The sequence below is a fragment of the Pradoshia sp. D12 genome (assembly GCF_008935075.1).
In the GTDB taxonomy this organism is placed as follows: Bacteria; Bacillota; Bacilli; order Bacillales; family Pradoshiaceae; genus Pradoshia.
In genome coordinates this window covers 3,481,015-3,493,884 of the sequence record NZ_CP044545.1, presented here as the reverse complement: position 1 = coordinate 3,493,884, position 12,870 = coordinate 3,481,015, and the positions used below count along the sequence as shown (strand labels likewise).

10 protein-coding genes are annotated in these 12,870 nt (G+C 37.9%); 4 read left to right on the top strand and 6 right to left on the bottom strand.

Features of this window, described 5'->3' with window-relative positions; genetic code table 11:
- Window positions 1-55 precede the first annotated feature (55 nt).
- The 4 genes from F7984_RS16850 to F7984_RS16835 form a co-directional block, all read right to left on the bottom strand.
- The gene (locus F7984_RS16850) at window positions 56-694 is read right to left on the bottom strand and encodes a hypothetical protein (protein WP_066106296.1); all 639 of its coding nucleotides are present in this window, start codon (window positions 692-694) and stop codon (window positions 56-58) included.
- Between the two features lie 152 nt (window positions 695-846).
- The gene (locus tag F7984_RS16845; RefSeq protein ID WP_139892229.1) at window positions 847-1,527 is read right to left on the bottom strand and encodes a hypothetical protein; all 681 of its coding nucleotides are present in this window, start codon (window positions 1,525-1,527) and stop codon (window positions 847-849) included.
- A 151-nt stretch (window positions 1,528-1,678) separates the two neighbouring features.
- Window positions 1,679-3,286 carry a glycoside hydrolase family 43 protein gene (locus tag F7984_RS16840; RefSeq protein ID WP_140461924.1) on the bottom strand — a complete coding sequence of 536 codons (1,608 nt, stop codon included), beginning with the start codon at window positions 3,284-3,286 and terminating at the stop codon, window positions 1,679-1,681.
- A gap of 78 nt (window positions 3,287-3,364) precedes the next feature.
- Window positions 3,365-4,564, bottom strand: a complete 1,200-nt coding sequence (locus tag F7984_RS16835; RefSeq protein WP_066106300.1) for an ROK family transcriptional regulator — start codon at window positions 4,562-4,564, stop codon at window positions 3,365-3,367.
- A 138-nt stretch (window positions 4,565-4,702) separates the two neighbouring features.
- On the opposite strand from F7984_RS16835, the gene F7984_RS16830 reads away from it, so the two are divergent.
- From F7984_RS16830 to F7984_RS16820, 3 genes are all read left to right on the top strand, one after another.
- Window positions 4,703-5,998: an extracellular solute-binding protein gene (locus tag F7984_RS16830; RefSeq protein WP_066106303.1), complete on the top strand. Its 1,296-nt coding sequence runs from the start codon at window positions 4,703-4,705 to the stop codon at window positions 5,996-5,998.
- 69 nt (window positions 5,999-6,067) lie between these two features.
- Entirely contained in the window at window positions 6,068-6,946 is an 879-nt protein-coding gene (locus tag F7984_RS16825; RefSeq protein WP_140461754.1) for a carbohydrate ABC transporter permease, read from the top strand.
- Between the two features lie 16 nt (window positions 6,947-6,962).
- On the top strand, window positions 6,963-7,784 hold the full coding sequence (locus tag F7984_RS16820) for a carbohydrate ABC transporter permease (protein ID WP_139892231.1): 822 nt from the start codon (window positions 6,963-6,965) through the stop codon (window positions 7,782-7,784).
- 139 nt (window positions 7,785-7,923) lie between these two features.
- On the opposite strand, the gene F7984_RS16815 is transcribed toward F7984_RS16820, so the two are convergent.
- Together F7984_RS16815 and F7984_RS16810 are read right to left on the bottom strand one after the other, a co-directional pair.
- A complete protein-coding gene (locus F7984_RS16815) occupies window positions 7,924-8,556 on the bottom strand; it encodes a YesL family protein (RefSeq protein ID WP_139892232.1) in 633 nt (210 codons plus the stop codon).
- 180 nt (window positions 8,557-8,736) lie between these two features.
- Complete coding sequence (locus tag F7984_RS16810; RefSeq protein ID WP_181162024.1) at window positions 8,737-9,570, bottom strand: TetR/AcrR family transcriptional regulator; 834 nt, start codon at window positions 9,568-9,570, stop codon at window positions 8,737-8,739.
- Window positions 9,571-9,681: 111 nt separating this feature from the next.
- Between F7984_RS16810 and F7984_RS16805 the strand changes: the two genes are divergently transcribed.
- Window positions 9,682-12,780 carry an efflux RND transporter permease subunit gene (locus F7984_RS16805; RefSeq protein ID WP_140461752.1) on the top strand — a complete coding sequence of 1,033 codons (3,099 nt, stop codon included), beginning with the start codon at window positions 9,682-9,684 and terminating at the stop codon, window positions 12,778-12,780.
- Window positions 12,781-12,870 lie beyond the last annotated feature (90 nt).

Here is a 12,870-nt window from a genome sequence, read left to right as displayed (position 1 = left end):
TTAGATATTTTACTGCTAGTGTTGTTTAATATTGTTTTTCTCCTTTCAGCTAATGCTAAAATTGCATTTCGATGGAGATAATTCTTTTTGATTCATCTATCCACAGGCAAAGTGTTTGTGTGTGATGAGAGAAATAACGCAGAGCATGCGAATTTTTTAGGGAATCATTCAGAATCCAATTTGAGAGTTGAAAACCAAATGAAGGGCTTTCCGTGTTTTCTTTTAAATAGGCTAGTACTAGATCAAACTCCTTGTCCTCGTAGGAATTGATTTTCTCTGGAATTACTCTATACGGACTTGAAGGTGAGAATTGAACTTGTTGAAGTTGTTTGCTTTGTGGAAAAAGGCTCTTAATAACAGGGTTTAAGGGATTAGACATGAGATGCTTTAAAGAATCATTATTGGGCTTAGCCAACATGATCTCAATCGGTTTATCATTCACTATAAATTCTTTTCGCTCATCGAAGTGCAAGATGATTTCTCGCAGCTCCTTATCCTTGATAAGGCCATTTTTTATCGGATAATAAGTAACGCTATCGCTCAACTGTGCACTTAATAATAGGAAAAATTGCGTCAGAAGGGAATATTGTTTTGGCACTCCATTACCATCAATGGATTTGCTCCTGAAGAAAGGAGAGCTATCCTCTTCTTCATCAATAAAAAAATCTCTATTAAAAGGTTCTAGCCAATTCAAATGAACTCCCCCAATAACTATGATTTATTTTATTGTCTTATATTTCCTTTAAATGCGCATCTGTTATTTATCGTAAATGGAGTTTAACCTAATAAGAAATAGAGCTTTAAAGAGACCAAGCTGATTTTCATTGGGTTGGTCTCTTTGGATATTCAACCGAGAGCCAGTTTTTTGCCCCCCTGATAACGATCCTGATACCTTTTTGTAAACACAAGAGAGATGAGTAAGATTAATTCAAACGCATTGGTGATTGCGCCGCTTTCAATTGGGATCTTGACCATGCTCCCGACAATCATAAGTGCGGTTCCAACGAATATCCAATACCAACCTGTCCTTTTCCAAAGAATAATGGATGACACAAGAAGTGCCAGTGTGACCATTAAAATCATGATTGGCGGTCCTTGTGGAGAATTGGTTGAAGAATAGCTTAGAATGCCATAGCTTTTTTCCGCTTTTAGTGAGAGGTCCCACACAACTGTAAATAGTTCTATCAAAAAAGCAATTAGTGTAAAGGCAACTGTAATCAGTATGGCTGAGGTGGTATTCACCCACTTGACCCTAGCACGTTTAAGTACATCCCAGGAAAATAAAATTAACAAAGGTGTAAAAATCGCATGCATCCAGTATCGAGCAGCATTCAAATTCTCTAAAACTTCTCCCTCCCCAATCCACTTTCCGATGCCAAGAATGGCATTATCATAGATGAGCGGTACAATAACCAGAATTAATACATTCGATACTATGCTAACACCACTCTTTTTTATGGATTGAAGCATCATGATGAGCAAGCCGGCATAAAAACAAGCAAACAGTATATACAAAAATGTATCCATCAGAAAACCTCCTCGTTATCCTATACCTTTCCTAAAACAGTAAGGACTTAAACATAGGAATGCTTACGATGTATTTATACATGAGAAAAGAGGATATCCGGTCTGGATATCCTCTCTTAAGCTAATGCAGTCTATTTTACCCCTACGCAAATTATTCATTGACCTTATAAGTAAAGTAATCAAAATCAGCAGCCTTGCCTTCTCCAGATGTATCCTGGCACTGCATGCCTACAAAGGCTCCAGTAAAGAATCCGCCACCGCGGATATAATCATCAGATAGTTTATAAGAGTATAGGGTTACTGGGATTTGTGTCCAAGCTTCTCCGTCAAATGAATAGGAGTAGTGATACGTGTTTGTTTGGACTTCGGAACGTATATAAACATATTCAATTTCATCCGGTACCGGAATTTCATTACCACTCAATGGTCGATCAAAGGTGAAATTATCACATACGGTTAAATCTAGAACTCTACCTTTCTCTTCGTTCCATGTAAGCTGAAGGGCGCTCCAATTTTCCGTGTTGTAATAGTTTACTAAGCCGGCGGCCTGCTGGAATGTGTCCGGGTTAAAAGCCAATTTAGTTTCAGCTGTAAAGTTAAAATGCTGCCAGCGTCTTGCCACAAAAGCCTGTGTGAATTTTGAAGTGAGTGATTCTTTACCGTACAATCGCAAGTGACCTGGTTTGTCTTCCAATGAGAGATGATCTCCTAGAGGAATCCGTAAAGTTTGGAAGTTAAGATTCAATGATTTCTCGTTAAAATCATCTTTTTCAGGATAATCTTTTTCCCATTTTACTTCCTCCATCTTAGGTCCTTCTATTTCAAGAGAAGGCTGATTACCGCCCACTACATACGGCCAATCGTTCTCCCAAGTCAATCGTTGAATGGCTGTTTCACGGCCGAGCGGACAAAACCCTCTTGGATCCAGCAATGCCTGATTCTCTTTAGGAAGAGGGCGTCCGGTTAAATGAACTAAAAACCATTCATCTGTATGAGTGTGAACGATAGAAGCATGGCCCGCTTTTTGTAATGGATTTCTTGGATAAGGAAACGATGTAATTAACGGATTTTCCGGATGTACTTCATATGGTCCATCAATCGTTTTGGAGCGGGCAATGGTTGCCTGGTGATCATATTTTGTTCCACCCTCTGCCGTTAACAGATAGTAGTAGCCATTCCATTTATATAAATGCGGAGCTTCTGTCAGTTTGATGTCGGTTCCTTTAAAGATAATTTTTTTATCTCCAACTAACTTTTTCTCTTCTACACTATATTCCTGAAGTACAATTCCATAGAAACTATGGTTTCCAAGGCGATGATCCCAGACCATATTCACAAGATATTTTTTGCTGTCATCATCATGGAATAAAGATGGATCAAAGCCAGAGCTATTAAGATGGATTGGATCAGACCATTCGCCATCAATCGTTTCACAGGTACTGAGATAATTATGGCTGTCTTTCCACTGTCCGCCTGTCACCTTGACATCTGTATAAATGAGCCAGAACTTCCCATCATGGTAGGAGAGAGCAGGAGCCCAAATACCCCCTGAATCAGGATTTCCCATCATATTTAATTGGCTTAATCTATTTAATGGGCGGGAAACTAATGACCAATTTTTTAAATCCTTAGAGTGATAAATACCGACCCCGGGGAACCATTCAAACGTAGAAACGGCAATATAATAATCTTCGTCACGTCTGCAAATACTTGGATCAGGGTTAAAGCCAGTTAAAATAGGGTTTTGAATTTTCATTATTGTAGCCTCCTTAATATATAAAAAAATAGAAGCGCTTTCATAAATGTGTAATCTTGATTGCGTCAGCAAAGAAAGCAGCTAATATTGATGCACTAATGGATAGGTCTGAATACTTTGATGATACAGGTCGTTATCTAAGAAATGTTCAGTTGAAAAAGCAGCTACGCCCAGTGCGCAAGAATGACTCGCTAAACTTGAATATTGTATATGTAAGTTCTTTTGATGATTAGATAGAGAATGATTTTTTATGGTTTCTACTAATGAAGAGTGAATCCATTTTTCACAGGCGGCCAGGCGATTGCCAAGAATAACTTGATTAGGGTTAAAAATATTAATGATATTATTAATGCCAATCCCAATCGATTTCCCTATTTCACTGAATAATTCAATTGCTGTTAGGTCTTCATTTTCAGCAAGATCAATTAAGTGTTCGAGTGTAATGGCGGGATCATTCATCATGAGCTTCGCCTGACTGACTAGGGCTCTCTCTGATGCATATAATTCCCAGCATCCATGGTCTCCACAGCGGCATTTTTCTCCGCTTCTTTCGATTGTCATGTGACCCAGCTCCCCTGAAAGTCCATTATTGCCCTGATAAAGTTGGTTATTCAGGATTAAGCCGCCGCCGATTCCAAACCCAATACTGATGTATATCATGTTGGTGAAGTTTATTCCGACACCGAATTTTTTTTCGCCATATGCCCCACAGTTTGCTTCATTCTCAACTTTAACAGGTACACAGTATTTCTTTGCGACCATATTTTTCAAATCGATGTTTTTCCAGTTTAAATTGGGAGCCATTAAAATTCTTCCAGTTGTATCAACTGTGCCCGGTACACCAATACCAATCCCGACTAAACCATATGGTGAATCAGGAATGGAAGCAATCATACAATCAATCATTTCATACAGTCTTTTTTTAATATCTTCATAGGTTAGTTCCTGGAATTTTTCCAGTTTTTCTTTGTGGATTTTCCCCTGTAGGTTGGTTACGATTCCTAAAATATAGTTAACTCCAAGATCAACTCCTATGGAATAGCCTGCATTTTCATTGAAGAATAACATAACTGGCCGTCGGCCACCGTTGGATTTGCCAGGTCCGGATTCAGATACGAGCTGTTCCTCTATAAGCTCGGAAACCAATGAAGAGACTGTTCCTTTATTAAGGCCGGTTTTATTGGCCACATCTGTGCGTGATAAAGGAGGAGATTCCTTAATAACATGCATGACCAAAGATTTATTTTCTTTTTTTACAACCTGCTGATTATACGTTTTCAATGGTCCGCCTCATTTCTATCACATTTACTATAATAGTAACATCTAATACTTTGTTTATCTAGTAGACAAACAAAGTATTCCATGATATTCTAAATTTAAGTTTAATAGTAAGTAAAATTAACTATTGGGGGTTTAATTATGCGTAAAAAGAAAGCGTTTTCATTTCTTGCTGGGTTCTTGGCCTTATTTTTAGTTCTAGCGGGATGTTCGTCAGAAACTGAAAAGTCAAACAGTGATGGAAAGAAAGTTGTTAAGTTTATGCACCTATGGCCGGAAGGAAGCTCTAAACAACATCATGAAATTGTTCAGAAAATCGTTGCTGATTATGAGAAGGAACATAAGGATGTTAAGGTTGAGCTTGAAGTACTTAGCAATGAACAATACAAGGATAAAATTAAAGTTTTATCTGCTTCCAATGAACTTCCTGATGTGGGAATGACATGGTCAGCAGGATACCTTCAACCATACGTGGATGGCAAAAAGTTTGCGCCGCTGGATGACATTCTAGAAGGAGATTTAAAGGATTCTTTTGTAGCTGGTACTTCGGAAGCTTACCAAATCGATGGTAAAACGTACGGTCTGCCACTGGAGCTTAATATAGCCTCTGTCTTCTATAATAAGAAAATGTTTAAGGATAATGGCTTAGAAGCTCCAAAAACATTTGATGAGTTAGTAAAGGCCGCAAAAACGCTTGATAAAAATGGAGTTGAGCCAATTGCGCTAGGTAATAAGGATAAATGGACTGGTTCATTATGGTATATGTATTTAGCAGATCGAATTGGCGGGACTGAAGCATTGAAAGGTGCCATTGATCGTTCAGGTTCTTTCGAAGATCCAGCGCTTGTATCTGCCGCTGAAAAAGTACAGGAATTAGTTGATGCAAATGGATTTGTAAACGGATTCAACGGTTTATCTGATGAAGAAGCAAAAAGTATGTTCATGAACAGCCAAGCCGCTATGTATCTAATTGCTACATGGGATTTGCCAAACTACACAACAAATCCAGATGTACCTCAGGAATTTAAAGATCAGGTTGGTTTCTTTGACTTCCCATCTGTTGATGGAAAAGGGGATATGAACAGTTATGTTGGTGGACCTGGAGTAGGATTGTTTGTTTCTGAAGACTCTAAAGTAAAAGAAGAGGCGAAGGATTTCGTATCTTACTTTGTTCAGCAGTGGGGAGAAAAATCTGTCACGGATGCCGGCGTAATACCAGCTACTAAAATTGATGCTGAGAAGCTAGATTTGCCGCAAATGTATGTAGATGTTTTAGGGAAATTAAATAAAGCAACTAATATTACCTTATATGCGGATGTACAATTAAGCTCCGATGCAGCACAGGTTCACTTAGATCAAATTCAAGCTTTATTCGGCAAGGAAACAACTCCAGAGAAATTTGCAAAAGAGCATGAAAAGGCGCTTTCTTCAAAGTAAAACGACAAAGGAAAAGGATTCATCCTGATACGATGAATCCTTTTCCTACATACAGATGAGGTGGTTTTTATGAATAAGGTGATGTCCAATAAGTGGATTATAGCTATGTATATTCTGCCGGCTTTGTTATTGGTCAGTGTACTGATTTTTATCCCGCTTATTTTGACAGGTTATTATGGACTTATGGATTGGGATGGCATTGGAGCCATGAAGTTTATTGGATTGGAGAACTATATAAATGCAATCCAGGACGCGAAATTTTGGGATAGTGCCTGGCATTCCATTTTACTGGCTATCTTTTCAACATTGAGTTTAATTATCTATTTAGCTATTTCTCTCATTCTTGCTTCCAAAATAAAAGGGGCAAATTTATTAAGGAAAATTTATTTGATTCCAATGCTGCTATCTTCAGTGGCTATTGCGCAGCTTTGGATTAAAGTGTTCAATCCATCGAACGGAATATTAAATACGATATTGGTTTGGTTTGGGGTTGAAAATCCACCATTATGGTTATCTGATACATCTATCGTTTTATATGCTATTTTTATCCCCATCCTATGGCAGTATGCAGGATTTTATATTTTGATTTATTATGCAGCCCTAAAAAATATACCTGAATCTTTAATTGAAGCAGCAAAAATAGACGGTGCTACTCCATGGCAGATTGCCATGAAGATTAAATTGCCGCTAATCATGGGAGTTGTAAAAGTTACAATTGTACTGGCTATTGTTGGTTCACTTAAATATTTCGATCTTATTTATGTTATGACAGGCGGAGGTCCGAACGGATCCAGTGAAGTAATGGCATCCTATATGTATAAGCTGGCTTTCTCATCCTCTAATTTTGGTTACGGCAGTGCAATTGGCTTCCTGTTACTGGTCATTACGTTAATTGTGACGTTTATTATCAATAAACTGACTGCATCCAAGGAAGAAATCCAATATTAGAGAGGAGAGGAAAAGAATGGCTCGTTTTGGAAAGATAGTATTATATATTTGTTTGACAGTTGTTGCGGTCTTTCAGGTGTTCCCAATTATTTGGCTTTTCCTGTTTTCATTAAAGAGCAATCAGGAGATATTTGCGGGTTCGCCCTTTGCTCTTCCCTCCGAATTTAGATGGGAAAACTATTTGAAGGTTTGGGATGGAGGCATAGGATTATACTTTTTTAATAGTATTTGGATTACAGGAGTAGCCATTATTTTGACAGTTCTTTTTGCAAGTATGGCAACTTATGCGATTACGAGGATGCATTGGAAATTCAGTAAGCTGGTGCTTGGTTTGTTTATGATCGGGTTGATGATTCCAATTCACTCAGCATTAATTCCATTGTTCAATATGTTTTTGAACGTAAACTTAATTGATAATCCATGGTCGATTGTTCTTACCTACACTGCATATAATTTACCGATTACGATGATGATTCTGCTTGGCTTCTATACTACATTGCCAAGAGAAATTGAAGAGGCTGCGATCATAGATGGAAGCTCAATCAACCGGATGTTTTTCCGGATTGTCCTGCCAATGTCCATGCCTATTCTTTCTACGACAGTCATCATCAATATGATTTACAATTGGAATGAATTCGTTTTTGTTAATACGTTTATCAGCTCTGATAAATATAAAACCTTAACAGTCGGCATTCAGAATTTTATTGGACAGTATATGACTGACTGGGGTGCCATCGGTGCCACATTAATTATCAGTTTCCTACCATTATTGCTTGCCTTTATTTTCTTTAGTAATAAAGTAATTGAAGGATTATCAGCTAGCGCAGTAAAAGGATAATAGGATAAACCAAAGCGACATACACCTGGCATGGGGAGTATGTCGTTTTTATGGTTAAGGAATTTATTCAATGAAATCAATAAAAGCACAAGTGCGATAAAGGAGCATTTGTGCTTTGCGTTTTAATTAACTGACAGAGTTATAAATCAGTCTGTTTGATTTTGTTGTTTGCCTCTAAACGTTTGAAAGAGGAAGAGGCTAACCATGATGTAATAAAGGAATAAAAGCTTAAACCAAAAATAAATGCAAGTGCAGGGAAGATGAACGAGATGATTGAAAATGCAACAAGGCAAATGACCATCATGATAATTTGGATTGGGCTAATTAACATAATGAAGAATGCTTGTTTATAATTGGATCGTACCGTTAAATCATAATGAGCGAACACAGGAAACAGGTAAAAAAGTAAAAAGATAAAAAATAGAATGCAAGCAAATATCGGGATATGAGTCCAGGTCATAAGCTTGCTTGCCTCGCTCTGTATGTAAAAAAGATCAATACCTATCAATAAAAAGATAATGGATGTATAAATTCCTAAATGATTACTTTTCCAAAAGTCTTTTTTGTAATAGGACGAAAAAGTATTGAACACAGGTAAATCCGAATTCCCTCTCAACCATTCTCTCATTACAGAAAACATGGCTGTGGTGGCGGGGTATATCCCTAAAACAATTACACCGGCCAGCGTGAATAAAATCCATAATATATTTACATAAGCAAACCTCATAACCCATTCCAATATGGTATAAAGGCTGTTTCCTAAATCCTTCAATTACGAAAACCCCTCCCTGGTGAAATCATCTTATTCTATTTATTATACTGCAATATCGCAGGGTGTAATAAATATTAATAGAATAAATAGAATATTTGATATGGAACTATCAATAAGTATAAATAAAATCCCAGGCATTTTCTGCGTTTGGGATTTATGAATAATTCCGGTTGTTAAAATTTATTGTAATGTCTCCAAATATGTTTCATATAAATAAGCAGTCCATTTAGTGTGGGAATTTGCCTTTAAGTTTTTTAGTAGCCCTTGAATGATGACTCCTGGATATTGGGGGTTCAATAAATCATCTTTTAATAGCTCTAATGATTGCTGTATGGTTTGATCTGATATTTCATCCTTTTTTGCAGTGAGCAAATCCACCAGTTCCCCCTTGGTAGGAATGATAGATTTTGAGCTTGTATAGGTTAAATATTCTGCTGAAATAAGCGGAATGTCTGCCTGGTTAGCTAGAATGGTTACCTTTTCAACTAACGATTTGCATACTGTATCAAGCTCAAAAGGATAATTTGATATGAATAGCTCTGCATATAGTTTAGAGAAACTTTTAATGGTATAAACCAAATCTGGTCGCATCGAATCATCCACATTTGGAAATTGTCGGTCAACAATAGAGAATATAATAGAGTTCATAAATTGATCATATTTTGATAACTGTTCAAATAATTCCATACTACAGGAGGTAAATTGTTCTGTTATTAAAACCTTTGCAAAGTTGGAATGGCTTTGATACGAACTAAAAATATTAAAATAAAAATGATAAAGCAGTGAATGGTCTGAATTAGATTCACTGACCGCCTGTTCAATATTCGCTGCCATATCGCTCAGGAAGTAATCAATAAGTGCATAAACTAATTCATCCTTAGATTTATAAGATAGGTAGAATGCGCCTTTTGAGATTCCGCATACTTCCGTTATTTGTTGAACAGATGTTGCTTCAATTCCATTCTTTGCGAAAAGCTCAAAGGCCCTTTCCATTATTAATTGTTTTTTAACCATGCCGACACCCCTGTTCATTTAGTTGACATCTGACCAACCAGTCATTATTATAATTAATTGTAGGAATTGAGTCAATTGTTTGAATTTTTTTAGTTAAAGGAAGGTGTAAGGGTGAAGGGGTTAGTCAACTTTGTTTTAGGAAATAAACTGGCCGTGTGGCTATTAACGATTATTATTACAGCATCAGGAATCTATTCAGGTACAAGAATGAAAATGGAGTCAATTCCAGATATATCTATTCCTTACTTAATTGTAATGGGTGTATATCCCGGTGCTGCTCCAGAGCAAGTAATGAATGAAGTCTCCATTCCAATGGAGAAGGCAATAGAAGGACTTGAAGATGTCAATGCCGTATATTCCAATTCATCATCCAGTGTATCTCAGGTTCAGGTAGAGTATGAGTACGGAGTAGATATGGATGAGAAAAAGCGTCAGCTTGAATCATCTATTGACGGAGTAAAAATGCCGGAGGATGCTGAAGAACCATCTATTATGGCAATCAGTATGAATATGATGCCGATTCTATCCTTATCCATCAGCAGTGAGGAAGAGGACATTGTAGATTTAACCTCGACTGTTGAAGATACAATCCTGCCTAAGATTGAAGATATTGATGGTGTAGCTTCTGCAACTATCACAGGACAGCATATAGAAGAAGTAAACTTCAGTTACGATCAGGAAAAGATGAAGCAATTTGGACTGACTGAAGACAAAGTGAAGGAAATGATTCAGGCGAGTGATATGGAGCTTTCACTCGGTCTTTATGAGTTTGAGGAAGGCGAAGAAGCGGTTTATGTAGATGGTAAACTAAAAACAGTTGATGGCCTGAAAAACATGGTCATTCCAGTTACACCATCTGCGGAAAATCCAACGCCATTTGTGAAATTGAGTGACATTGCAAAAATTGAAACGGTTGGTAAAGTAGAATCCGTTTCACGTACGAACGGTAAGGATGCCATAGCGATTCAAATCGTTAAAGGGCAGGAAGCAAATACCGTGACAGTCGTGAATGCTGTTAAAGATTTAATTGATGACCAGGAGAAGGCAATCGATGGATTGAAGATCGATGTTACGCTTGACCAGGGTAAACCAATTGAAGACTCTGTATTTACGATGATTGAAAAAGCTTTATTTGGCGGATTAATTGCGATTCTGGTTATCTTGTTATTTTTACGGGATATCAAATCTACGATTATATCCATTATCTCTATACCAGTATCCATTTTCATGGCATTGTTGCTCTTGAATTGGATGGATATTACTTTAAATATCATGACACTTGGTGCGATTACGGTTGCGATTGGACGGGTAATTGATGACTCCATTGTCGTTGTGGAAAATATTTATCGAAGAATGCACTTGAAAGAAGAGAAGCTTAGAGGGCGTGCACTGATTCGTGAAGCAACGCTTGAAATGTTCAAGCCTATATTGTCTTCAACATTAGTAACGATAGCAGTATTTGCCCCAATGGTCTTCATTGGTGGTATGGTAGGAGAATTGTTCATGCCATTCGCCTTAACAATGTCATTTGCCTTGATTGCATCGTTAATCGTGGCCATTACAATTGTTCCGGCACTATCTCACTTCTTATTCCGTAAAGGAATATATGGTGAAAGAAAAGAAGGTCAGCATAAAGAAGTAGGTAAACTAGCATTATGGTATAAAGGTGTATTGGCGAAGGTGCTGAACCATAAAATCATCACCTCCATTATCGCTGTTGTTCTGCTAGTTGGTTCAATAGCCTTAACACCGTTAATTGGATTCAGCTTTATGGGATCACAGGAAGAGAAAACAATGTATATTACGTACACACCAGCTACTGGTGAGTTACAGGAAGATACATTGAAAAACATTGAGCAAGTCGAAGAGAAGTTAATGGATCGGAAAGATATAGATACAATCCAGATATCCGTAAACGATTCTGATTCTGCTGATATGGCAGCATCTATGGCTATGGGCGGCGGTGCTGGCGGAGCATTAATGTTCCTCATCTTTGATCCTGATATGGAAAACTTCAGTGAGGCAAAAGAAGAAGTTGAAGAATATTTACTTAATATCGGCCAATCAGGTGAATGGAAGCTGCAAGACTTTGCAGCTATGGGCGGCATGTCATCCAATGAAGTAAGCTACACGATTTACAGTAAGGACTTGGATGATCTGCAGAATGCTGTTAAACAAGTGGAAGGCGCTCTCGGTAATGTGGATGAAGTTGAAGATGTGACTTCTGATGCCGAGGATCCATATGTTGAGCACGTATTAAATGTGGATCAGGCGGATGTCCTGCAATATGGTTTAACTACTGGCCAAATTGTTATGGCACTAAATGCATCTGATCAAAAAGAAGTATTAACGACAGTTGAAAATGATGGCAATGATATAGAGGTAGTCGTTCAACGTGAAGCGAAAGCTGATCCGAAATCAATGGATGACTTACTGAAAACGCCAATACCAACTGCACAGGGTACGGCAATGCCTTTATCCGAGTTAGTAAAAGTTGAAGAAGGCACAACACTCAACACATTAGCTCGTTCTGAAGGTGAGTATTATGCGACTGTGTCTGCAACCATTATCGGTGAAGATGTATCCAAGGCTTCAACTGCAGCAGATGAAGAAGTGGATAAACTCGATCTACCTAAGGGTGTAACGACGGGAGTTGCGGGCGTTGCAGCAGATATGACTGAGACATTTACACAGCTAGGGGTGGCCATGATTGCAGCAGTTGCAATTGTCTACTTTATCCTAGTTGTCACATTCCGTGAAGGATTGGCGCCATTTGCCATTCTGTTCTCCTTGCCATTTGCAGTAATAGGTTCATTTGTTGGATTATATCTAACTGATCAAACCATTTCTGTATCTGTTATGATGGGTCTGTTAATGTTAATTGGTATTGTTGTTACAAATGCCATAGTGTTAGTTGACCGTATCATTCACATGGAACGTGAAGGAATGAAGATGCGTGAAGCCATTCTTGAGGCTGGAGCAACAAGATTGCGCCCAATTCTCATGACTGCTATTGCTACAATTGGTGCAATGATACCAATGGCACTCGGTGATGGCGGCGGTGGAGGTCTTGTTTCAAAAGACCTGGCTATTACCGTTATTGGCGGTTTGATTAGTTCCACGCTATTAACTTTAGTAGTAGTACCGATTGTTTATGAGGTACTTTCTAAAATGCTTAAGAAGAATCGTAAGGATATAGTAGAAGACTAAACAACTAAAAACACAGTTTCCTAGCAACCTAGTTTGCTAACGAAACTGTGTTTTTTTGTCTAGCCATTAATCAATATGAGTATGAATTGT